This window comes from Pedobacter sp. ok626 (assembly GCF_900100435.1).
GTDB lineage: Bacteria > Bacteroidota > Bacteroidia > Sphingobacteriales > Sphingobacteriaceae > Pedobacter.
On record NZ_FNEX01000005.1, the window covers coordinates 226,627 to 248,880 of the forward strand.

General features: G+C 38.9%; 20 protein-coding genes. 12 read left to right on the top strand and 8 right to left on the bottom strand.

The window, feature by feature from the left end; genetic code table 11:
• The first annotated feature begins 435 nt into the window (after nucleotides 1–435).
• The 8 genes from BLS35_RS09290 to BLS35_RS09335 all read left to right on the top strand — a co-directional run bounded on the left by BLS35_RS09290 (nucleotide 436) and on the right by BLS35_RS09335 (nucleotide 6,245).
• The gene (locus BLS35_RS09290; RefSeq protein WP_090780142.1) at nucleotides 436–1,080 is read left to right on the top strand and encodes a DUF6266 family protein; all 645 of its coding nucleotides are present in this window, start codon (nucleotides 436–438) and stop codon (nucleotides 1,078–1,080) included.
• Nucleotides 1,077–2,234, top strand: coding sequence for a hypothetical protein (locus tag BLS35_RS09295; protein WP_090780144.1), 1,158 nt, complete (start codon nucleotides 1,077–1,079; stop codon nucleotides 2,232–2,234). The genes BLS35_RS09290 and BLS35_RS09295 overlap by 4 nt, the downstream gene beginning before the upstream one ends.
• Nucleotides 2,218–2,829 (top strand): hypothetical protein, encoded by a 612-nt coding sequence (locus BLS35_RS09300; RefSeq protein WP_090780146.1) that lies wholly within the window; start codon nucleotides 2,218–2,220, stop codon nucleotides 2,827–2,829. Before BLS35_RS09295 ends, BLS35_RS09300 begins: the two co-directional genes overlap by 17 nt.
• 263 nt (nucleotides 2,830–3,092) lie before the next feature.
• The gene (locus BLS35_RS09310) at nucleotides 3,093–3,749 is read left to right on the top strand and encodes a DUF6266 family protein (RefSeq protein ID WP_090780149.1); all 657 of its coding nucleotides are present in this window, start codon (nucleotides 3,093–3,095) and stop codon (nucleotides 3,747–3,749) included.
• A gap of 61 nt (nucleotides 3,750–3,810) precedes the next feature.
• Nucleotides 3,811–4,179: a hypothetical protein gene (locus BLS35_RS09315; RefSeq protein WP_090780152.1), complete on the top strand. Its 369-nt coding sequence runs from the start codon at nucleotides 3,811–3,813 to the stop codon at nucleotides 4,177–4,179.
• Nucleotides 4,098–4,628 carry a CHAP domain-containing protein gene (locus tag BLS35_RS09320; protein ID WP_132225965.1) on the top strand — a complete coding sequence of 177 codons (531 nt, stop codon included), beginning with the start codon at nucleotides 4,098–4,100 and terminating at the stop codon, nucleotides 4,626–4,628. The genes BLS35_RS09315 and BLS35_RS09320 overlap by 82 nt, the downstream gene beginning before the upstream one ends.
• 856 nt (nucleotides 4,629–5,484) lie before the next feature.
• Nucleotides 5,485–5,760 carry a hypothetical protein gene (locus tag BLS35_RS09330; protein WP_090780157.1) on the top strand — a complete coding sequence of 92 codons (276 nt, stop codon included), beginning with the start codon at nucleotides 5,485–5,487 and terminating at the stop codon, nucleotides 5,758–5,760.
• 173 nt (nucleotides 5,761–5,933) lie between these two features.
• On the top strand, nucleotides 5,934–6,245 hold the full coding sequence (locus tag BLS35_RS09335) for a hypothetical protein (protein WP_090780159.1): 312 nt from the start codon (nucleotides 5,934–5,936) through the stop codon (nucleotides 6,243–6,245).
• A 216-nt stretch (nucleotides 6,246–6,461) separates the two neighbouring features.
• Here BLS35_RS09335 and BLS35_RS09340 read toward each other — a convergent pair whose 3' ends face one another.
• The 3 genes from BLS35_RS09340 to BLS35_RS09350 form a co-directional block, all read right to left on the bottom strand.
• Nucleotides 6,462–7,760, bottom strand: coding sequence for a phospholipase D family protein (locus BLS35_RS09340; RefSeq protein ID WP_165973278.1), 1,299 nt, complete (start codon nucleotides 7,758–7,760; stop codon nucleotides 6,462–6,464).
• Nucleotides 7,761–8,102: 342 nt separating this feature from the next.
• On the bottom strand, nucleotides 8,103–8,603 hold the full coding sequence (locus tag BLS35_RS09345) for a hypothetical protein (RefSeq protein ID WP_090780164.1): 501 nt from the start codon (nucleotides 8,601–8,603) through the stop codon (nucleotides 8,103–8,105).
• Nucleotides 8,604–8,620: 17 nt separating this feature from the next.
• A complete protein-coding gene (locus tag BLS35_RS09350) occupies nucleotides 8,621–11,581 on the bottom strand; it encodes a hypothetical protein (RefSeq protein WP_090780166.1) in 2,961 nt (986 codons plus the stop codon).
• A gap of 265 nt (nucleotides 11,582–11,846) precedes the next feature.
• On the opposite strand from BLS35_RS09350, the gene BLS35_RS09355 reads away from it, so the two are divergent.
• Nucleotides 11,847–12,209 carry a hypothetical protein gene (locus BLS35_RS09355; protein ID WP_090780169.1) on the top strand — a complete coding sequence of 121 codons (363 nt, stop codon included), beginning with the start codon at nucleotides 11,847–11,849 and terminating at the stop codon, nucleotides 12,207–12,209.
• A gap of 561 nt (nucleotides 12,210–12,770) precedes the next feature.
• Here the strand turns inward: BLS35_RS09355 and BLS35_RS09360 are convergent.
• Nucleotides 12,771–13,760 (bottom strand): hypothetical protein, encoded by a 990-nt coding sequence (locus tag BLS35_RS09360; protein WP_090780171.1) that lies wholly within the window; start codon nucleotides 13,758–13,760, stop codon nucleotides 12,771–12,773.
• Nucleotides 13,761–14,141: 381 nt separating this feature from the next.
• On the opposite strand from BLS35_RS09360, the gene BLS35_RS09365 reads away from it, so the two are divergent.
• A complete protein-coding gene (locus BLS35_RS09365; protein ID WP_090780173.1) occupies nucleotides 14,142–15,440 on the top strand; it encodes a hypothetical protein in 1,299 nt (432 codons plus the stop codon).
• Nucleotides 15,441–15,681: 241 nt separating this feature from the next.
• Here the strand turns inward: BLS35_RS09365 and BLS35_RS09370 are convergent, their stop codons facing one another.
• The 3 genes from BLS35_RS09370 to clpB all read right to left on the bottom strand — a co-directional run bounded on the left by BLS35_RS09370 (nucleotide 15,682) and on the right by clpB (nucleotide 19,739).
• Complete coding sequence (locus tag BLS35_RS09370) at nucleotides 15,682–16,326, bottom strand: outer membrane beta-barrel protein (protein ID WP_090780175.1); 645 nt, start codon at nucleotides 16,324–16,326, stop codon at nucleotides 15,682–15,684.
• Between the two features lie 34 nt (nucleotides 16,327–16,360).
• A complete protein-coding gene (locus BLS35_RS09375) occupies nucleotides 16,361–16,996 on the bottom strand; it encodes an outer membrane beta-barrel protein (protein ID WP_165973277.1) in 636 nt (211 codons plus the stop codon).
• 148 nt (nucleotides 16,997–17,144) lie between these two features.
• On the bottom strand, nucleotides 17,145–19,739 hold the full coding sequence (gene clpB / locus BLS35_RS09380; protein ID WP_090780181.1) for an ATP-dependent chaperone ClpB: 2,595 nt from the start codon (nucleotides 19,737–19,739) through the stop codon (nucleotides 17,145–17,147).
• Between the two features lie 192 nt (nucleotides 19,740–19,931).
• On the opposite strand from clpB, the gene BLS35_RS09385 reads away from it, so the two are divergent.
• Both BLS35_RS09385 and BLS35_RS09390 read left to right on the top strand, forming a co-directional pair.
• On the top strand, nucleotides 19,932–21,149 hold the full coding sequence (locus tag BLS35_RS09385; RefSeq protein ID WP_090780183.1) for an MFS transporter: 1,218 nt from the start codon (nucleotides 19,932–19,934) through the stop codon (nucleotides 21,147–21,149).
• 53 nt (nucleotides 21,150–21,202) lie between these two features.
• Nucleotides 21,203–21,802: a hypothetical protein gene (locus BLS35_RS09390; RefSeq protein WP_090780185.1), complete on the top strand. Its 600-nt coding sequence runs from the start codon at nucleotides 21,203–21,205 to the stop codon at nucleotides 21,800–21,802.
• A 51-nt stretch (nucleotides 21,803–21,853) separates the two neighbouring features.
• Here the strand turns inward: BLS35_RS09390 and BLS35_RS09395 are convergent, their stop codons facing one another.
• A complete protein-coding gene (locus BLS35_RS09395) occupies nucleotides 21,854–22,252 on the bottom strand; it encodes an SRPBCC family protein (protein ID WP_090780187.1) in 399 nt (132 codons plus the stop codon).
• Between the last annotated feature and the right edge of the window lie 2 nt (nucleotides 22,253–22,254).

The following is a 22,254-nucleotide window of genomic DNA, read 5'->3' on the forward strand; positions in this document are numbered from 1 at the left end:
CCTTAATGGAACCTTACTGGCGGTTGGTTCGTAATTGGGTTGATTGGCTTCAATATATGTATATTTTTTTACTCTTAAGATAACTTTGTGTGCTAGAGTGTCATTTCCGGACAAATTCGGCCAAATGTGGCGCAATTGGACAAAAGCGTCATTTTCGGACTACCACCATTTTTTCGTGGTCTATATTTATTCCATGAGCACAAAACAAATAGAAAAAAAGAAATTAAAAGTGGCTGTGGAAAGGCCTTGGATTGGTTCGGTAATCCTTCGGGAATGGTCTTGGGCAGGTAGGAGTTCGAAAGGAGTTTGGTAGGAGTTTGAAAGGACTCTGATAGGACCCTAGCTCCTTCGAGATTCCTTTCGAAGTCCTTTTGCATTCCTTGTATCTAAAGGGGAATTATAACCAAAGTATAAACGACTAAAAAATTAAAGATTATGGCAAAAATGAAAAAAGGCATTTTCGGTCCTTTATCCGGGAAAATTGGACCTTTAATAGTTTCACGATGGAAAGGTATTAACTATGTGAAAGAGGCTGCACAAAAGCCCGCTGAGCCATTGCCCAGATCTACAGCGCAGATTGCCAACGAACAGAAGATGAAGTTTACCAATGACTTACTTCAACCTTTTCATCCGTATGTAAATATTGGCTTTGAAAATATGGCGGTAGATAAAACTGCGCTAAGTGTGGCTTACTCATTTAACTTTCACAAAGCGGTTATGGGTGAGTATCCTAATCTTAGTGTTGACTATAGTAAAATGGTGATCAGCTGCGGTTTGCTTCCACAATTGAATCAACCGGCGCTAAAGTTAATTGCCCCGGATGTTCTGCAATTGACCTGGCAGCAAAATACAAATTCTAATGCTGCATTCGACGATCAGGTAATGCTGGTATTGTATAGTCCAGAACTTAAAATAACAGATGGCTTTACCGGTGGGGCCAAAAGAACAGCAAGACAGTGTCTATTCAAATTTGACCCGGAGCTAGTGGGGACTCCTTTGGAAGTGTACTTAAGTGTGACATCGATGAATAGGAAAAAAGTAGCAGACAGCATATACATGGGAAGGGTTGAGCCATTATGAAAACCCATACCACCACCACACTCCAGTACCTGGTACTGGAGTGTCTGGCACCGAATTGTCCAGAACTGAGTGATGAGGAGATTGAGGACTGGATGGAAAGGCTTCCCTGCATAAGGCAGGACATGTTGCAGCTGATGAACTTTGCTCTTTTTGGTAGTTTTGGGAATAAGTTGGTAAAACGGCACATGGTCCAGATTTGTAAAGAATGTACCTTGATGCTGGATGCCTTGCATGGCTACCCTGATTTTCCGGAAAGGATGATACCCTTGTATCAGCAAGTGTTGGATTGCCTGGGACAAATTTTGATGCATCAACAAGAACATTATGCGCAATATTTGGATCCTTTAGCCAAAATGCCGCTAATTTATTACCATAAGGCTGCAGAGGCAATAGAAGCAAAGGTAGAAGCTTTGGTGATTGCAATGACCCGGTACTATGCCGATAAGACCCTTCAGTCGTTGGTAGTTGGCAAAATGACTGGCTTATTAAAAAATGGGAGCGGTAGCTGGCAACAGATCAATTGTCTTGAAAATTTACAAGAAAAAATTATGGACCTGTGTATTGGACGCAGTTATAACATGACTTCGGGTCTTAAAGATTTGCTGATTAGGCTAAATTTTAATACACCAGGCTTTCTTGCTTATTGCAAAGAAAGTATTGTAACCGACCTGGACAAGGATTATGAACTTAACCATAAGTATAATTTTCTTTTTCATTGTCAGCGGGAATTTACCAGGTTAACAAAGAAGTACGATGGTGTAAGACTTGAACCTTCTTTCCCAAAAATAAAAGACTCGTTGCTCGAATTTGTAACCGCAGAATTGGCTTGTTTGGATAGAAAGCGACGTTTGGAGACCGTGGTCATAGATCCTTTGGCTCCAACAACGTTTAGCAGGTTACCTGTTTCCATTTCTGTAGATGTACTGGCTTACTTTTTTAAGCTATTGGTAAAGGTTAGGGTGGTAATGCCCTCAGGTAAGAGTGGATTGATGCTGTTTATTTCCAAAAGTTTTCAGACGCCAGGAATAAAAAATGCAGAGATCTCTCCAAAGAGTCTCGAAAGTAAATACAGACAGGTAACAAAGAGCACGGCAGTTGCAATCAGGTCAATTTTAGTAAACATGTTAAATCAAGTAGATGAAGAATTTGGATAATGAATTGGAAATAATTGTAAAGGCCGGTTATTGGTTAATTGCCAGAGTTCAAAGAGAGTTTATTGTTTCGGGAATGAGAATTGCATTGGCCAAAGAACTTAGGGATATTAAAATGCTGGTAGATCCTGAAGATATCTCTGTTTACGATGCAGAATTACTGGAGACATTAAAAGAGCCTCATGTAAAGCTGGTTTGTGACCTCGTCAATCATATTGAAGATGTAGTTGCGAGGGAATATAGAATCGTGAATGGATTGGATCAGGAGGAGTTGTTTAATAATGAACTTGTAGCCAAAAGTGCAAATAATTTGTTCGAACGGTTTGTCTTTTGGAGGATGAAGCATAGGCGGCGCGATCGCTATATTAATTTTAATCAGGTACTGTTTACCTCCCAGCGGGCGCTATATGAATGGTGTAAGCTGAGATTAACTGGAGAAACCAGAGCCCTGGATATGACCTATCGTTGTAACTATAGTGCGGGTAGGCTCAAGGCATTGGTAGCTGGTTGTACAGATTATAATGTGCTGACCATGGTTGAATTGATTGAGTATTTGAAAGATCAAGAGGCAAAGAGTCGTTCAATTGTGCCAAAATAATTTTTTTTCAAAAAAATGCGTGGGCATAGAATGTAGTTTAAACCTCGTTTTTGCTTGATTTTGCCCAAGCGGGTCTCCGACCCCGGGAGACTGGACAAGGGCCTCTTTTTGTTGTCTCTTTGTTTCGGCAATTGGAGGTAGGAACACTGCAGGATTCTGATCTGAAGCGTGCCGGCCATCATAACTTTGGCTTTCCCTAATGAGATTAGGAAAGTGCAAATGATGGGAGCTAACAAATTTTTTAACTATTAAATTTTAAAAAAATGGGAATTATCAGACAAGGAATCCTTGGCGGATTCAGAAAGAAAACCGGAACCGTGGTCGGAGCACGTTACCGTAACAGAGATGTAATCAGAGGTCTACCTAGGCCTAGCAGTAAGCCTGCTACGGAGTTACAGACTAGTCAACGATCCAGGTTTGGCTTGGTTACAGGAGTTTTAAGTTGGATTAGTGAATATATCGAGTTGTTTTATGGCAATAGATCGGATGCAAATTCGCCTATGAACGAAGCAGTTGCTTATCATTTGAAAGAAGCCATTAAAGTTGTTGGATCAAGCATTGAGATGGACTATACAAAGTTAATGTTTGCCCGTGGTAGATTGAAGTTGCCTCCAACGTTGCGCCTTGCCGCTAGTGTGGAAGGTAAAGTAGATTTTGAATGGAGCAATGAGGTGGGGGCAGATAACAAGTTTAGAGATGCAACAGATATGGCAAATTTGTTGGTGTACAATCCTGCAAAGGATGAATTTGTTAGTCTGATGGCAGCTGCACCGCGCTCTGCTGGGATCTTTAAATTGCAGCTACCCCTGGAATATGGAGAGGATGATGTTTATTGCTACATCAACTTCAGTTCGACACTTACAAAAGGACTCGTATCCGAGAGTCGCTATGTAGGAAAAATCCAGATCGTGGCTACCTAAATTAATGGGGGGCCGGAAACGGCCTCTCTATTTTCTTAACAATACCTAAAAACAAGATATCATGAATACTTTAAAAATATCAAAGGCTGATGTTTCTGGTAGAAACTATACACCTTATCTATTATTTGGAGGGCTCTTATTAACCTGTCCACTGTTACAAGTCCTGATCATGAGTTGGGACCCTATGATGGGTTTTATTGATCCAAATATTTGGTTGCTAATCTTAATGAGCCTGATCTGCTTTCTGGCGGTGACGGGCTTAAGCTGGTGGCTATTGCAAAGGTTCTGGACCAGGCTGGGGCTACCTTTATTAACTGAGATGGTTTTATCTTTTAAAAAAATGGAATTATGGCAACAATTAGGATTTTATTGGGCTTCATTTGCATTGCTTTTGCTGGCAGCAGTTGGGGTTTTGACCGCAATCGTGTAACTGATGGAGGGGCAAGAATTATCATCGAAACAGCTAAAAAAGAAATTGGCGTTCGTGAAGATCAGGAGAATGCTGGCGCAAGGGTGGATCAGTACAACACGTATGTTGGGCTTAAAAAAGTACCATGGTGTGCTTCGTTTGTGTCATGGTGCTTTGGTCAGGCGGGCTATTCGCAACCGCGCACGGCTTGGAGTCCTTCGCTTTTTCCCCCTGATCGGATTGCCAAGGATCCGGTGGCTGGAATGGTGTTGGGGATATACTTTGAGCATTTAAAGCGGATTGGGCATTGCGGGATCGTAACGGAGGTAAGGAATGACTGGGTTTTGAGCGTAGAGGGGAATACGAATTTAAATGGTAGTAGGGAAGGGGATGGTGTATATAGGCGCACAAGGCATGTGAGGAGTATATATCGTTTTGCAGACTGGACAAAGAAAGGAGGTCGAATTTGAGGACCTTATCTGTTATCTTAATATTATGCTTATGTAGTTGCGCTTTATTTAATAAAACGAGTAAAACAACTACTACAGATAAGCAATCATCAAAAAAGCAGCTGGAATCGAGTCAGCTGCTTTTTAGAACCGCAAACAAGGAAACACAGATTTTTACTTACTGGAGTGATAGTGGGTTTTATCACGTTCAAAATATCAAAGAGCAAATCGATATAGCAAAAACTGATAGATTAAAAACAGAAGAGAAGCAGGAGGCTAAGCAGGAAATAATAGTGAAAAAGACCGAGCCGCTAAGCTTTTGGATTTATGGTCTGGTATGCATAAGTTTAGTCATCTGTTATTGGCTTTATAGACGTTTTTTTTAAATGCAAAAGAGGTTGTATAACCTCCTCCGTATTTTATTTTGTTGAGAGGCAATTTTACTGCGTTTTCCACCAAATTTCAGCTAAGTAAGGTTTATTGTTAATTATCTAGGGAGCTTTGTTTAAATAACTTGATTAAAATATTGCGTGATATCAAAACGACCTAAAACCCATAGCCAATGAAATAAAGAAACGACAATAACAGATCATACTTCTTAAATGAGGTATTAATTCAGAGTCTCGATCATCAAATTCTGACAATGTTGCAAACGAGACAATAGATTAATGCCCGTAACAAATATTGTTGTACTTTCGCAAGTGCACTGTAGCGTTATGGGCTCCTATTGTAAATCCGTTTTGCAGGGCCGTCAGAAGCCAGATGATGCGGTATTTAGAGCTCGCTATGGTGCACTTTCGTTTTATCTAATAACGCCATGCTCTAGGTTTCTGTAAATCCCAAGAGACTTATTTTTTGAAACTAAAAAAATGAGCATATGTATACACCAGACCAATTTCTACACAAAAGACCATCAGGAACTAAAGCCGAGCTTAATGCGTTCGCGGAAACTAAATTAAAAGAGTTTTTTGAAACTTATCCACTTGATGATAGTCTTGAATATCTCTGGAGAATGATCCAACAAAGTTTCTATACCAAAAGCCGCATATTACCGAACGCAGAACGTGCTAATCTGATTGCTTATTATGAATATCTTCATACCCTTATTTTGGCAGCTAGCATCGTTAATGATGAATTAAAAGGATCATCTTAATTCATAGAATAATTTCGTTTATTGGCATAGGTAAATTTATATTCTCTCCCATTTTTTTTTACGGCAGCCCGTTTACTCGCTATGAATTTTTCGCATCCATTAAGTTAATTGTGAATTAGTCTTATTGTGATTGCTATTTTTTTGGTATTTATGTTTCATAATTTTTAAACATCATGGAAACGCGATTGTGGATGCAGGTGAGGGAATCCCTTTGGGCTGCCGCTAAAAAAGCTATCTACGGGAAGCGATGGTCTCTGGATGTTGGATTTTCAACCGTGAGCAAAAAATGGTATAAACCTGAGGAGTTTATGGTATCAATCGAAACGGTGAGTATGCACCAAGGTAAAGATGATGGAAGTAAGTATGTTGTGAAAGATCCATTGGTCGGACTACAGGAAGGTATTGATCTTCTCGAACGAACGCACAAAGAAATTGACGCTTTTAATAAAAAAATCCATAATTATTACGGACTTAAACCGAAGTGAAAAGTGGGGAAATTAATTGAGCATATAACAAATGCAGCCTATTCTTTTACACCATTGGCCTCATTCGCAATATTCACGAGCTTTTGAAGTCTCCATCGTACGGGGCGGTCGTGATACAGACCCTTTTTGCTAACTGTGCAAGGCAAAAGTCGCTTGACCGAAATATACACCCCACGCAGGGTTTCTTTGTTTTCCATTTATTTCGGACTTTCTTCATTACCGTAATGCCAGGTTTGATCGTTCTAGCCGGTGAATGATCATGTCATATAAAGGATAATATTTTGTGAATTCCTCCATGCAAGTTTGCGCTATACGGTCAACGGCCAGCTTCGGATCACCAGCCTCATAATCTCTTCCTATAGTAAAGTAATGTGCAAAAGCATCCTTTTTAACGAATTCATAAAGTTGCTCAGCGTTTTCAAAGCTCGATGTCATTCTTTCTTCACCGGCGATGTGGATCCAGTACGGATCGCCCAAATCTCTAATCAAATAGAAGAACTTTGTACGATAATTTGAGTCTTTCATCTGTTCTCTGAAATGCTGCCTGTCTACTTTACCAGCATTAGCTTTTGCAGGCATCAACCAGAATCCAACAGTGTCATGGTGAATGATGAACTGCATTCTCATGAAATACAATGGGGTCGTCTCATGATCCCCATACATTTTTAAAGTGGATTGATCCCTGCCGTAACCAACCCAGAGCGAGCGGACAAGATGCTGATCGTGATGGGCAGTCTCAATCTGGGAAGCTATATATATGGGTTTATAATGCGGATAAATCTCCCAAGATTTTGGAATTAATGGGGCTACCTGGTCATTGAGCCTATAGAGTTTATCTCTAACGGCAGCCCGCTCCACCCAGATTTCCTGATTATCCAATCCAACTTTCGATGGATCGAAAGTCATGAAATCTGATTTCTTAAAAAACTGTCTGCTAAAATCTACTTTATCCAGTTTATGAGTGGAGGAAACCTTTGCTATGAGTTCTTTGATATTATTGATCTTTGCTGATTCCAACGCTTCATTTTTCTCGAAATTCTCTGTATATGCATCAATCAACTCTCTGGTCAGCGCAATTGAATCGGCCTCCCATTCTATGATATGTTCTCGCATCTCATAACAGGTGGAATGATCAGTTATTTTCACAAAAAATTCCTCATTTGCAGCCCAGCCACCATGGGTCAGGTTTCCTGATCCGACGAAGGCCAGCCAGCCGATCTGTGTATTAAATAAATAAAGTTTTGGGTGAAAAAAATTATTAGCAAATACACTCACTTTAAGCTCTCCGGATTGTTCCAGGTTGAACAATTTCTCCAATACCGCAGGTGGTGTGGGCATATGGATACCTAATATCACATTAATCACTGTATCAGGTTTAAGATTGCGCATCAAGAAGTCAAACGTTTTCCCGGTAATCATCCCCACGGCAATATAAACCTGAGTAATGCTAGGTGCCATTTTGAGGAATTCAGCATTCAGTTTTCCGGTAGTATTAACAGTTTTTTTAGATTGCATTAGTTTAGTTTGAGTAATGAGCATCATTAAATTCAGTGGCCAATGTTGGCACTACTGACAATCTATATATTCTTAAGAACATAATGATAACTCTCTCTAAAATTAGTTCATTTTATTTATCTGTAGCTACCCTACCGCCTTCCAGTCTTCAATATTTCATTTAAAATGAGGCAAGGCCGATCCTGATAAAAAGAAAAAGCCATCCTTCTACCATTTCCGACCTCTTACCGATCCCACCATATAAACCTAGCAACTTCGCCGAATCCACACAGTAAAGTCAAAGAATTGTTCATAAAAGAACTTAAACCGAATTTCAATTTATAACCACAAAACTAGTTTTTCTTATGCCTTTGCATATTCGACTCCAATTTCAATCTCTCCGCTCGCTGTAAGTTCGGCTGCCTCTAGAAAACTGGCCTTGAGAGAACCACCAAGTGCTATTTTCTGGTTATAACTGATGCTGCTGATCGGAAAAGAATGTGGGCCTACATCAATGCTTTGCGGAATAAACTGGAATGCCGCATTGATTAGGGCTTTGACAAACTCTTGAAGCTTAGTTTTAAAATAATTATGAAAATCCCGCGCCTTTTTACCAGCATCTTTGATAAGGGTTTCAACAGAAAACACCAAGTCATCAATCTTCTGTTGGGCGTATTCCCTTCCGAAAATAAAATTCTCCCTCAATGCACTGGTATAGCTTTCCCACATGCTTTCAATTTTCCCCAAAGTGGCACCATCGAAAACCCCTTTTAACTTAGCCTCATTCTTCTGGACTTGCAATTCGTTAACGTGACGAATGGCTGTCTCTAAAATTTCATCGTTTATAATTATAGTTTTATACATATATTAAGTTTGATTGTTTAAATAAGATCAAAAAAAGGGTGCTTTTCAAAAGCATCAGGAAGTGGGATTTCCGGACATATAGCACTATCAAATAGATAACTTACAATGTCTTTTACTGGGCTCTGAAATGATTCGACAACATACAGCCCACGATCATATACCTCCTGGGCCAGTTCTGCATCTTGATATACAAAGTTGAGCAGACTGAATGAAACCTGATCCATTTGTTCGGTATTCCGTGTTAAGTTTTCTTCACAGGTTCTCTGTACGGCATTGGCCCATTCAGAAAGGTCATAAATGTATGCTTCGACCTTCAGTGCCTTCCAATCGATATTTTTTATCCAGGATAATGTTCTTAAACTGCAAGGCAAATCTCCGGAATTGAGCTGCTCCATAAAATTAATGCCCATGTGATTCCCAAATCTCCATTTTAACATTTCGGCTGCTTCCGGTTCCACATCTCTGCCGAAAAATAGGCCCGCTTTGGCGACATGGCTCCATTCACCTAGTTGATATATCAAGTATTGCTGATTATTAACCATTGGATTGGTAGTTCCTCCTAGGATCACCGCACGGGTCAGTTCCAAATAAGCAGCGCCGTATTTGCCAACGTATGTTTTAATATATTCGAATTGATCCGCAGGGATAGATATTGAGGTCACGTTATAGCTCGGTCTGCCTGTATTTTTATCCCTTTCACGCGTCCTTATCTGACAGACTAAACCTCCGGTCGTTTCAATAAGCCAAAATGGACATTGAATTCTGCCTAGCGGCATCATTGTATAACGATCTAATAGCGTTTCCGATTGCTTATTCAATATGATGGATCGATATCCTGACCGCATAGCTGCTTGCCCTGTCATTTTTATGATCTCCCGTAACTCCTTGTCTGTTATGCCTGTCCAATCTTTTCTATCCTCAACCAGCGACGATAATAGTTGATTTGTTTTGCTGGAAACATAATTGTGCTGATATTCTCGAACTTTTTCAAAATCATCATTGCTTAGGATCATCCTGCCTTCCCTCCACGCAATATTAACACCAGCTGTCCTTGCATCTGGATGAATCAGCACCTTTAAGTCTTCCACATCTATATCCGCGATCATTTCCAACCACTTTATGTGCTGCTCCAGAACACTATTTTTAAATGTTCTGGCACTTAAACTGAGATCGGGCATAAGCTCCATACCGCTGAACCGTGTTAAATTCAGCAAAATCCTGAAAGCCTGATCACCGCGCAATGGGATATCACCAAGCTTTAAACGCCATTTGGCGACAATGTTCCGTACCGTTAAATATCCGGGAAGATATTGTTTATGGCTGCCTTTCAAATATGGCCATAGTAGATCCTTCCCGATTTTTTGCTTGGCATCGCTGCACAGTTTCTCAAAAGTATCCCGGTGTATACGGGCCTGGGTAATTATTTCGTCAAGGGTTGGGGCATGCTTGTTTTTTGTATCCGGAATATAATCTATGAGATTGGACATGACCAAATTAATGGGCGACTCTATCTCGGGATCCAACGTCGGATCATCAGCAAACTCTCCATAAAGCGCCAGGCCTTCAAACCAGGGCGTCCAGGTCTGCTCCATCGATTGGATTTTATTTTCTATCTCGGCGGAACGTTCAGTATGAAGTAATGAGATGATAGAAGGTTCCCTCATAGGAAATGGTTTACCACTGTTAAAAAGTTCAATAATGGCATCATCTGTAGAAGTATCCATCTTGGAAGAATTATCCAGAAAAAGTATGGCTTCTAGGTCAACCAGAGTCCAGCGCATGATATTTAAGGTAAGGCCTATAACTCCGAACAGGCTATAGACATGAGTTAGCTCATGCTTCAGGTCAAGCAGCATATTTCCCAATTGTTCCTCTTTAAGAATAGAATCTCCATGGGGTATGGAGTTGAGCATTTTCGAATAACTGAGCGTCCAGTTGTTGAAATTGACCATTAAGGTCTCTTTATGAAGAAGCAGATCAAAGCGTCCATCAGCGATCTCCAGCATAAAGTCATTACTCACTGCGCTGAAATTTTCAACCCAGGCTTCAAAAGGTTTCTTCCAAACTGGTGTGCTGATCACCGAAAGGTCCGGAAAAGGTTCAGGCTTCCCTTTAACGCCATTCAGACAACAGTACAAACAAGCGAGGGGACGGAGATACTTATTCATACCTATATTGTTTTCAATCAACTGAAGAACTTTCTCATCATGGCTTGCAATTTCGGTCTGAGATTGTTTGACTAACAGGTATCTGATTAACCTGTCCATTGCATCAAAAGCCGATACTCTTCTGTCAGGATATTCATCAGCATGAATAGTGAGTATATCAACTGTCTGCGCGAGCAATATTGTGATGTCTTCACTTGCATATTTGAAGGAGACTTCAATTGCATAATTACATAGCTTTATCGATTTTGAATTATCTTTGTCTTTATAAAAGCTGATGGTAGTTAACAGCGTTCCTATGGTCTGGGGGCTGGAGTATCTGAGATCCAGCAAATAGGAAATCTCCTCAAGGTAGGCTCCGATCTTAAGGAGTAGCTGATCCTCTGGTTTGACTAATTGATCAAACAACATCAACTCCTTAAAGCATTCGATCACTAAGCCCAGCATTTGGGAATCCTTTACTTCCTTTTCAGTCCAGAGCTTTTCTAAAAATAAGACAGCATCGTCCACATAGACGAATCCGTTTTCCACCTTAGTAATTTTGGGATAACTGTACAGAACTTGAAACAATAAAAAACTGATCATTCGACCGCTTACCTGAAGGGAATTAATAAATGCATATTGAATGGGATGCATATCCTGCTCAGTCGCCTCTACCGACCACTTGTCATAAGATTCTAATTCGGCCTCCGTTGGAGATTCCAGTATATTCAGGCTCTTCATCAAAGTCTGATACGTATCAGTGACAAGAAACTCCTTGTATCGTTCGGCGGGAACACTTAATGCTATTGGTTTGTTGAATTGTTGAGGCATTATGAAAGAAATAAAAGCGTTTAACTTAAAAGCAAGTTACCAATTCTGCAGGATATAAATAAGGTAAAATATTTTAAAAAACTACGTCAAGTAAATTCAGGACTCGACAGATTGAACATTTTACTCTGGAGTGTGCTTGTCAGCTTGACTGTAAAATTACTGGCCAAGTTGGCGCGTTAGGCGATGGCCATAATCAGCGTGATATTTACCTCCTGCAAATAATACTTGTGTTTTGTTATATTTGAAGTTATCTAAATAAACTCTTATGGATCTTCAAAAGGCAAAATCACTTGATCAAACTCTTCAAATGTTTAGAGGTAATTTATCTCATACACTGGAAGGGATACAAAAAGAACAATTAAAGGTTTATGGTAATCTCGAAAAATATTATCCAATTGAAAATGACATTAAATATCTACTAGGTGACGATATGCTAAGAGAAGTTCAAGGAGGTATTATTTCTCTCTCCAATAGAGGTTTTGGTGCTTTAGCAGATGTTAATTCGTTAGGTTACAAAGCAAAAATTGAAAAAGGTAAAAGAGATAATATCATTAAGTATGTGGTTTTTGTACTTTCAATATTAACCTTTCTAATCTTACTCTATAAAACCTTTGTTTTGACGAAATAAAAAACGGGAACAATTTAGTTGTTCCCGCCGATCATCGCCAAATTACTTATTATCGCAATTTGGTTTAGGTCTTGAACGTAGAAATGTTTTTCTGCCGTCTTTCGTTGGCTTTGAAGGGTGCACTACTACGAACTTGTTGGGTTTCTTGCTATTTGACATAACTTTAAACTTTTAGGTTCATAAATCAGACGATGTCAAGCCTCGTCATTTCGGCCTCTCTATTTTCCGATTTGACTGAGCACCAGCATATTGTAAAGTTAATAAAACTATTGATTCATTTTGAAATAGGTATTTCCCCCTCGGAAAGCTATATATTTAAGTTGTATTATAGATTTTCAGTTAGGGTAATTTGCTATATTGTCACCTATGTTTATTTAAAATTATGATGTAAATCTGTTTTTGTCCAAGTACGTTAAGTTGTTCTTGGCTCCGGTTAAAAAAAATGTAATACTAAAACTTCGTCCTACGTACTTTAAAGTATTAACTATTTCATCAATAATGTTGGCTTTTTTGTTTTTAGCGAATATTAGCCTAAAATGCGATTTGATATCTCAATAAAAGCTAGACACTGTCGGGGAACTTGTTTCTCACCAAGTTGGGGAACTGGTCTGATTCTGTATCTAATATTTCAATATAGTCGCCGATGTCGTCGGAATGAACACTGAATATTTCATTAAATTTTGCCACAAAATTTGGAATGGCATGATGAATACAAAACTTTTCTGTTATGTTAAACGCTTCTTGTAAGATAACCCCAGAATCCAGCTTGAAATCAACGTTGATCTCTGCAACTTGTATTATTTTTTCTGTGATGTAGACTGCCCTGATTATCGGGTGAGGGTGAGAGCTTTCTGTGTAATAGATATCTTGATCACATTGACCCATAATCATGAAATAATTCAAAATTCCTGAAACAACTACTGACAGTAGCTTGCTCAAATTCCCAGCAGTTTGATGTTGGTCAGGATGTTTCTTCCAGAAATCCAAGATATGTGGAGGGATCATGTTGGCAGCATGAATGTCGGCATCGAATTCAAGGCAATGTTTTAGTGATGAGTACTTGTCTTCGGTGCCATTGTGTTTCCGTTCATCAAGTGAGTCGAACACTTTGAAGGGTTTTTGTATTAAATGAGCAAGTTCGTGGTAAAATGTAAACTGAACGGCCACTTGGAACATTAGAAATCCCAATGGAATTTTAAACAGTGTCTCTATTTCGCTATAATTTTTGTTGATCTCTTTATCTTCCTTAAATAAAAAATTTTTGGAGTAAAGACTTTCGTATGTTTTTACTATTGTGCCACAATTGACTTGAATAATGTTAAAGCCTTCCGGAAAACTTGCCTTGGCATTGATATTATAATCGTTGGTGTAGATGAATCTCGCAGGTTGTATATCATATTCTTTGCAACGTTCGGAAAGATTCGTCTGACAAAATGTGAAAAAATTTTCAAAATAATTTTCCAATGGGGTTTCACTGAAATCGTAAATGTCAGCAAAACTGATTATCTTTTTCGCCATAAGTTCTTTGCATACTTCGTCGTAGGTCATCATATTTTAAGGATTCATTTTATCATCGTATAACAACAATTCAAGATCTTCTTTGTAGATCTTTCCTGTTTGGTAAAAGATGCACCAAAGTACACATCCTGTCGGTTTATTTTAGATTTCAGCGCCATAACTTTTTTCGAGCACTATGGAATATATTTGAAATGATTGATCTTATTTCAGATGGTTAAAATTGAAGGATGTTCTGCCGTTAAAGACCTAATCATGGGAGACGAAAAAAGCACGTATTAATATTCGCAGAACAAAAGAGCTCAGGTTCATAAAGAAGCGGCTAAAGACATATTTCATGGCGTCACGAATTTTGATGGGAATATTCGTTAACAGCGCTTTTATTTGTGTAATTTCCCTTTTAATTGCGACTTCAAAATGGACCAAATATATGATGACTTAAAGCGTACCTTGGTAAAACGTGGACTTGCTTCGAACAACGATGTAAATGATAAAGTCTTTTATAAAGAGGATGAATTGCATGTCATTTTGGAACATACAGGCTCGAAATCCGAGCTTACTGAAAATATCCGCAAAGATTTGATAAAAGTGTCTAATGGCTTCGAGTTTAAGTTAATATTAAATGGAAAAGAAAAGACCATAATATATCCACAATTAAAGGATAAAATCAAGGAATTCAATTACCAAAGAATTTATAAGGATTCATTCATAATTGCAACAATTATTACAGGGTTCTATATATGTGTGATGACCATATTAGTTAGCCTCATTAATCAAGAGCCAGAAACGATAAAGGGTATCAGCGATAAGCTGCTTGATGTAAGTGCACTCATTTCTTCATTTGTTATCACTTACTTAACTTCGAAAGTCTTAACTGTGAGACAGGAAAAGTTGAACAGAGTAGAGAAGATCAAGGAGCTATCGAATAAACTCACCGAATTTAGACGGATCTGTCACGTTGTACTGGAAAGCTGGCAATTCTGGCAGCCCTCAGCTGCGGCTCATGCCCACGGGAAAAATGTTGCTAAAAAAATAACCTTTAATGATCTGCAATATTTAAATGTGTACGACCGTAGATGGGATGAAATACATAACATGATGAAATATGAAACTTATGGTGAAATCAAGCCGAAATTTGTACTGCAATTGGCTACATTGTGCAAGTCAAAGGATAGATACATTCACAATCGGTTGTTTCTTGGTATGAGCTTCCTTGCCAATTATATTTATTCACTTAAAGAACTCGAAGAGTGGCGATTTCTACCAGATAATAATATGTTTTGGTATGTGTTTGAAAATGAATGGCAAGATTATGAGCGCTCCTTTAACTTCCAAATATCTGATCATGATAAGACAAGAATTACCAAGTGTGCTGGCCGACTTGATAATTCACTGGTCAATAAGAATTTTAGTAAAGAACTTTTGGTTTCTGCCTCGCAAATAGCTGAAAACGAGATTATACCTGAATTGACAAGACTTGTAAAGAAAAATGAGGCTAAGCAATCTTTCTTAATTAAGTACTTGCTGATTTGCTTTTCTGGGGTTTTTGTTTTTGGCGTGTTACTTCAAGTAATTTTAGGTCTGTTTTTGAGTTCTTTGGTGATAAGCTACATCTCTATAATTGCTGTTACTGCGATTGTGATCCATATCCTGATCAGTATGCCGGCAATACTCAAAAGTGAAATTACTTTCCACCCAAAGTATGACTATGATTAGACTAGATGTCCTGAGATTAGCGCAGTACAGTTAATAGAAGTCTCATGTATCGTTAATTTGAGTTTGGGGGATTTAAGTTCCCTGGCAATTTAATTGATGTTGTAATTTAAATTGTATAATGTGTAAAATATAAATCATGGCAAAATTGGATAGGGAATATTCGGGCCAATACGTGGGAATACAAAAGGGCTTGTATCATTGATAAAATGATACAAGCCCTTTTCAATTGAATTATGATGTCCTAGAAGTGAAAGTTTACACCGATTGTTGGTTTAAAAGTATCTATTCCAAATTGAAACTCTTCACCGTCGGTTTTAAAGGGATCAGGATTTTCCATATACGTTGCTTCGTTAAAACTTTTTTGGTAACTCAGCATCGGAAATGAAAATTCAATAGCAATTTTTTTTATTGGAAAGTAAGCCAGGCCAGGTTTAATATTTGCTCCAAATTGTTTGAATTTATTCTCACTTGAGAAAAAGGGACTTGTCTCATTGTTATATTTCGACTTGCCTATATTTCCGTTTATAGCTAGTTCATTAAAAATTTTAAATTTTTCATTGATGTTGAAGTAATACCTGACAAATGGTGCTAGTCCATAACTTCTGCTTGTCTGTCTGCTCAATGGGGTTTGGTCGTTCAGATCGCTTTGTGTATCCTTATAATAATTATATAATAATCCAATACCAATCGCCAGATTATCGTTGATAAAATAAGCCGACCTTAAAGAAGTACTAAAATAATTTGATTTTTGAGCAGATTGTCCCTCAAATTTATAAGTGTAGAAGGAAGCATATCCACCTAACATTACCTTTCCTTTTTCTGTTTGAGCATTCGCCTGAATGGTGAAAAGACATAACAATGCTGCGAAAACTAATTTGTTTTTCATGTTGTTTTTCTTGAGTAATTAATCAAACGCAGAATTAAAAATGATAATTCACACCAATAGCTGGACTAAAAGAGCTGAAGCCAAAGGATAAGCTGTCATACTTATATGGTATTTGTCCAGCTATTTCCGGGGTATCTTTTTGATGAACATAACCTACTAAAGGAAATTGAAATTCAATAGCCCATTTTTTAGCTGGGAAAAACGCAAGTCCAGGACTGATTCCTGTACCGTAGGTTGTAGATTTACTTGTGGTGTTTCCGGCTTTTCCATGCTCATCCACTTGTTTTCTAATCCCTTTGGAGGCACTTACATTAAAATCTCCAAAAAATTTAAAGTTATCCGCGATTCTGGTGTAATGCCTAACAAATGGAGATATGCCATAATTGCTTTGCTGGGTACCAAAATTAACATTTCCTGCAGTACCTAGATATCCTTTCGATTTTGCTATGGAATAGTTTAAAGAGGTACCTACAGCCCAGTTGTCACTTACAAAGTAGCCCATTCTGGGTAGTACCCCAAAAGCGGTTTTTTTCTCCGGATTTTGACTTTCGTTTTTAGAAGTACTAAAGTTTACACTTCCTCCTAATAGGAAGTTTCCTTTTTCTGTTTGTGCGTTGGTCTTGAACGCGATGGCGCATAGCGCGGCCATGATGAATAGTTTGCTTTTCATTTTCATTTGTGTGTTTTGTGTTAACCAATATTAGTTAATAAAAAGAGTATTGTACTACTGCAACGAAAATGTTTCAAAAAAAGAAAAGCCAGTAATATGCTGACCATAAAGGTTAGCACATTACTGGCTTTAAAAGGGTAAATTGACCTTATTTATTGTTCAAAAACACAAATTTGTGATCGAACATATCTAACTTGATTTTACTGTCTTTATCTACTTTTCCAGCTAAGATCTCCTTAGATAACTCATTTAAAATGCGTTTTTGTATCACACGTTTCAATGGTCGCGCTCCAAACTGTGGGTCGTACCCTAGTTCAGCTAACCAGTCCAACGCTTCAGGAGTTGCTTCCATTTCAATCCCCATTTCAGCAAGTGTGTCCTGAACATGTTTGAACTGTAGGCTTACAATATCTCTAAGCTCATTTCGATCAAGCGGAGTAAACATAATCAACTCATCAATCCTGTTTAAGAATTCAGGTCGGATGGTTTGTTTCAACAGCTCAAACAATTCGTTTTTAGTTTTTGCAATTACCTCATCACGGTTTTCATCATTGAGCGCTTTGAAATTATCTTGTATAAGGTGTGAGCCGATGTTTGATGTCATAATGATGATCGTGTTTTTAAAGTTCACCACACGGCCTTTATTATCCGTTAAGCGGCCATCATCCAGGACTTGCAATAAGATGTTAAATACATCTGGATGCGCTTTCTCGATCTCATCTAACAATACAACAGAATAAGGTTTGCGACGTACTGCTTCAGTAAGCTGTCCGCCTTCTTCATAACCTACATATCCCGGAGGGGCACCAATTAAGCGCGAAACCGCATGTCGTTCCTGATACTCACTCATGTCAATACGGGTCATCGCATTTTCATCGTTAAACAGGAATTCTGCTAAGGCCTTTGCCAGCTCAGTCTTACCCACACCAGTTGTACCCAGGAATATAAATGAGCCAATTGGTTTACGTTTGTCTTGTAATCCGGCACGCGAGCGACGGATCGCATCAGATATCGCTTCAATAGCTTCATGTTGGCCGGCAACACGTTTGTGTAATTCCGTTTCAAGGTGCAATAATTTCTCGCGTTCGCTGGAAATCAACTTGGTTACCGGTATTCCAGTAGAGCGGGCTACTACACCTGCAATGTCATCTGCAGTAACTTCTTCTTTTAACATACGGCCTTCAATCTGCTGACTTTCCAATTGCGCTTTTAGCGTTTCAACTTTATCCTGGGCTTCTTTTATCTTGCCATAGCGTAGTTCGGCTACTTTTCCGTAATCACCAGCACGCTCGGCTTGACTGGCTTCCTGTTTGTAGTTCTCAACCAGTTCCAGTTCATTGTTAATGTTGTCAACCAGGTCTTTTTCGCCCTGCCATTTTGCTTTTATTTCATCCCTTTCAGCAGATAGGTTAGCGATCTCTTCGCCTAAGGCCTTAACTTTTTTACTGTCATTTTCGCGTTTAATGGCCTCCCGTTCGATCTCTAATTGCATGATCTTACGGTTCATCTCATCCACTTCCTCTGGTACACTGTCCATTTCCATGCGGAGCTTGGCTGCAGCTTCATCCATTAAGTCGATGGCTTTATCCGGTAAAAAGCGGTCGGCAATATACCTTTGCGACATCTCTACAGCGGCAATAATAGCCTCATCTTTAATCCGCACCTTGTGGTGCGTTTCATAGCGCTCTTTTAATCCACGAAGGATGGAGATTGCATCTTGCGTATCTGGTTCGTCGACGAACACCTTTTGGAAACGGCGTTCTAATGCTTTATCTTTTTCTATATATTTCTGGTATTCATCCAGAGTGGTCGCGCCGATTGCACGTAATTCACCGCGGGCCAAGGCAGGTTTTAGGATGTTTGCAGCGTCCATTGCACCTTCGCCACCTCCGGCACCTACCAAAGTATGGATCTCATCAATAAACAAGATGATATCACCATCACTTTGAGTGACTTCTTTGATTACGGCTTTAAGACGCTCCTCAAACTCGCCCTTATATTTCGCACCTGCAATCAGTGAGCCCATATCCAGAGAGTAAACGGTTTTCGTTTTCAGGTTGGCAGGCACATCGCCTTTAATAATTCTGAAAGCAATACCCTCGGCAATTGCCGTTTTACCCACACCAGGCTCACCAATCAATATCGGGTTGTTTTTAGTTCTTCTGGAAAGAATTTGAATTACCCGCCTGATTTCTTCATCGCGACCAATGATAGGGTCTAGTTTGCCTGATTCGGCATATTCGTTTAAGTTACGTGCATATTTATTTAATGCATTGTAAGTGGCTTCTGCATTTTGTCCGGTAACATGATTATCTCCCCTTAAAGCAATAATCGCTTTTTTAAGGTCTTTCTCAGTTACGCCCTGATCTTTCAGGTATTTAGATGTATTGTCATTTACAGAAAGTAAGCCAAGCAGCAGGTGCTCAACTGAAACAAACTCGTCTTTAAACTCTTTTAAATAAGATTGAGCTTTTTGTAAAGCCGAATTACTTCCTGAAGTCAAATACGGACTACTACCCGTAACTTTAGGGAAGCGCTCAATCTCTGCATCTAATTGTTGATTTAAAACATTTAGATTCACGTTGAGCTTCTTCAAAACATAAGAAACTACATTGTCATCAACAGTAAGCAAACCTTTTAGGATATGTGCTGTCTCAATAGCCTGTTGCTGATTGCCTTGGGCTATTTCGGAAGCCTGTTGAATCGCTTCCTGTGCTTTTATAGTGAAGTTGTTGAAGTTCATATCAGTCTATAAACAAAGTATATGCCGCCTTGTTTTTTTTAAAAATACCGGAAATTTTGTCGGCATTTTGAGAATTGTGGTGACTATTTTACCGATAAATGTAAAACTTGTATGAAATAATGTCTCTTTTCTGGTAAATAGAAACAGAGGTTTATGATTTGGAATAAAATTCCCGTCCTTTGCAGGTATCCAATGAGAGAATTTATACGATTATATTTAGACGCTTACAAAGGGCTGTCAACACCGGCATGGATGTTGGCGCTTGTGATGTTAATTAACAGGAGTGGGGCAATGGTTATCCCTTTTCTAGGGGTTTATATGGTGAATCATTTACACTTTGACCTGGAGGATACAGGTACTGTTTTAAGCTGTTTTGGTGTGGGGGCTGTTGGTGGATCTTTTTTAGGCGGATGGTTAACCGATAAAGTTGGGCACTTCAGGGTACAGCTGATCAGTTTGATTTTAACAGTTCCTGTGTTTTTTCTGCTGCCTGAGTTGGATACGGTTGTAAAACTTGGGCTTGGTGTTTTTATGTTAAGCATCATATCGGAGACTTTCAGACCCGCGAATTCAGTTTCTATCGCTTATTATTCAAAGCCGGATAACATCATCAGGTCTTTTTCCTTAAATAGAATGGCCATGAATCTGGGCTTCTCTATTGGCCCTGCTTTAGGTGGCTTTTTAGCTGCAGTTTCTTATACCTTTCTGTTTTATGGAAACGCGATTGGAGCTTTTTTATCAGCGATATTATTTTTTCTTTATTTCCGTAATCGTAAGGGTAATGAAAGAAAAGTTGTTGCTCATGAGGAAGATCTCGATCCAATGGGGGGGAGATCGCCCTACAAAGACACGCTTTTTGTGCTTTTTAGTCTACTCAGCTGTGTATTTGCCATTTGTTTTTTGCAGTTGTTGAACACGCTGCCATTATATTATCGGACTGTTTATAAGCTTACCGAAGCAAATATTGGTGTCATCCTGGCCTTTAGTGGATTGGTGGTATTTTCGCTGGAAATGTTACTGGTGCATATTGCTGAGAAAAGGATGACCGCCAGAGCTACAATTGTATGGGGAGTTTTACTTTGTGGATTGTCTTTTTTAATTTTAAATCTTGCAAGTGGCATGTGGATCTTATATGTATCCATGTTCGTACTCTGTATTGCTGAGATTCTAGCTATGCCATTTATGGCTACTGTAACTTTACAGCGCTCTTCGCTAAAGAAAAGGGGTGCGTATATGGGAATTAATGCCTTGTCTTTTTCGGTAGCACACATATTCTCGCCCTTTGTCGGAACACGAGTTGCTGCAATTTATGGTTTCGAAGTTTTATGGTATGGAACGGCTATAACATTGTTGCTGACAGCAGCTGGATTTCTTATTGTGATGAAAAAGATGCGATTATCAGAATTTTGAGGTAACAATTTTGGGCTTGGGTTGATATAGCTGTAGACCTAATCCCATATGTTATGAAAAAGCTCATCTCTAGTCTTGCTAATATTCCATTTTCTGTAATAGCACAGCAATTTCCTGAAGCGCCCATGTGCTTTTATGCCTTAAAAACGGTGCTGTCATTTTTTGTATTTCAAAACGGTTATAAAAGCCTTTTAGCGATGGACATGAAAACTCATGCCTACACATTTAGCACTGAAAAACCTATTGCGATCACCAAGGTTGGCTATAGAGCCTGGAAAGTGGGGATTACTTATCGCATATCCTTGTGGCAGATAGGTGTTGATAAGCCCTTAAGTACACGATATATCAGTCCGGCAAATACAAAGGACATTGAATTTTTCTCTTTAAAATATCCTATCAATATACATCCCGGAGTTGTCTATTACATTACGCGTACTTATGTAAACGGTGGAGATGAGCTGACAGATTGTGTAGGTTGGCTGAGTAGCAATGAAGGTGGATCACTTTATCCCGTTAAACAAGGCCCTATTGTTTTAAACCATGGATTTTTTAGCGATGATCTTGACCCCCTGCAAAGTGAAAGTATGTCGAACATACAGACGGGCACATTGTTGCCTTTTATAGATTTTGAATATACCCTACAATATCGATGAACGAGAAAAGGTGCCTTTTGGGGCACCTCTTCGTTATAAATTTTTAAACTGTTACTTCAGTAGCTCAGCTAATCTCGAAGTTTGATGATCTGCCAGTTTTTGTAGTGGACCTGCAGCTAACATTTTCATCATCATGTTCAAATCAGCCGATATAATGTGCGAAGCTGTAGTGCCGCCTTTCCCGTTATCTGCTACTGTCCATTTTAATTCAAGATCAAAAGGAGCTTTTTCTGTTGGAACAGCTGTTAGCTCTTTGTTCTCTACACGATTGGTTATTTTGATAGCCAATTTCGCCATGTTCTGTATGGTAAAGCTTGCTTCGTCTTCCGTAGATGACCAGTTATAAATATTCTCGGGCATCAACTGCTGATGATTATTCATATCTGCTAAAAAGGCATATACTTTTTCTACAGGTAAATTTACTTCAGTAGTACTTTCAATAACAGTCATTA

What these genes read in the sequence shown, in the direction of transcription:
- BLS35_RS09290 (WP_090780142.1), top strand. Translation starts at nt 436, where the DNA reads ATGGCAAAAATGAAAAAAGGCATTTTCGGTCCTTTATCCGGGAAAATT.
- BLS35_RS09365 (WP_090780173.1), top strand. Translation starts at nt 14,142, where the DNA reads ATGGACCAAATATATGATGACTTAAAGCGTACCTTGGTAAAACGTGGA.
- BLS35_RS09330 (WP_090780157.1), top strand. Translation starts at nt 5,485, where the DNA reads ATGTATACACCAGACCAATTTCTACACAAAAGACCATCAGGAACTAAA.
- BLS35_RS09300 (WP_090780146.1), top strand. Translation starts at nt 2,218, where the DNA reads ATGAAGAATTTGGATAATGAATTGGAAATAATTGTAAAGGCCGGTTAT.
- clpB (WP_090780181.1), bottom strand. Translation starts at nt 19,739, where the DNA reads ATGAACTTCAACAACTTCACTATAAAAGCACAGGAAGCGATTCAACAG.
- BLS35_RS09295 (WP_090780144.1), top strand. Translation starts at nt 1,077, where the DNA reads ATGAAAACCCATACCACCACCACACTCCAGTACCTGGTACTGGAGTGT.
- BLS35_RS09395 (WP_090780187.1), bottom strand. Translation starts at nt 22,252, where the DNA reads ATGACTGTTATTGAAAGTACTACTGAAGTAAATTTACCTGTAGAAAAA.
- BLS35_RS09360 (WP_090780171.1), bottom strand. Translation starts at nt 13,760, where the DNA reads ATGATGACCTACGACGAAGTATGCAAAGAACTTATGGCGAAAAAGATA.
- BLS35_RS09345 (WP_090780164.1), bottom strand. Translation starts at nt 8,603, where the DNA reads ATGTATAAAACTATAATTATAAACGATGAAATTTTAGAGACAGCCATT.
- BLS35_RS09335 (WP_090780159.1), top strand. Translation starts at nt 5,934, where the DNA reads ATGGAAACGCGATTGTGGATGCAGGTGAGGGAATCCCTTTGGGCTGCC.
- BLS35_RS09315 (WP_090780152.1), top strand. Translation starts at nt 3,811, where the DNA reads ATGAATACTTTAAAAATATCAAAGGCTGATGTTTCTGGTAGAAACTAT.
- BLS35_RS09385 (WP_090780183.1), top strand. Translation starts at nt 19,932, where the DNA reads ATGAGAGAATTTATACGATTATATTTAGACGCTTACAAAGGGCTGTCA.
- BLS35_RS09355 (WP_090780169.1), top strand. Translation starts at nt 11,847, where the DNA reads ATGGATCTTCAAAAGGCAAAATCACTTGATCAAACTCTTCAAATGTTT.
- BLS35_RS09390 (WP_090780185.1), top strand. Translation starts at nt 21,203, where the DNA reads ATGAAAAAGCTCATCTCTAGTCTTGCTAATATTCCATTTTCTGTAATA.
- BLS35_RS09310 (WP_090780149.1), top strand. Translation starts at nt 3,093, where the DNA reads ATGGGAATTATCAGACAAGGAATCCTTGGCGGATTCAGAAAGAAAACC.
- BLS35_RS09375 (WP_165973277.1), bottom strand. Translation starts at nt 16,996, where the DNA reads ATGAAAAGCAAACTATTCATCATGGCCGCGCTATGCGCCATCGCGTTC.
- BLS35_RS09320 (WP_132225965.1), top strand. Translation starts at nt 4,098, where the DNA reads ATGGCAACAATTAGGATTTTATTGGGCTTCATTTGCATTGCTTTTGCT.
- BLS35_RS09340 (WP_165973278.1), bottom strand. Translation starts at nt 7,760, where the DNA reads ATGCAATCTAAAAAAACTGTTAATACTACCGGAAAACTGAATGCTGAA.
- BLS35_RS09370 (WP_090780175.1), bottom strand. Translation starts at nt 16,326, where the DNA reads ATGAAAAACAAATTAGTTTTCGCAGCATTGTTATGTCTTTTCACCATT.
- BLS35_RS09350 (WP_090780166.1), bottom strand. Translation starts at nt 11,581, where the DNA reads ATGCCTCAACAATTCAACAAACCAATAGCATTAAGTGTTCCCGCCGAA.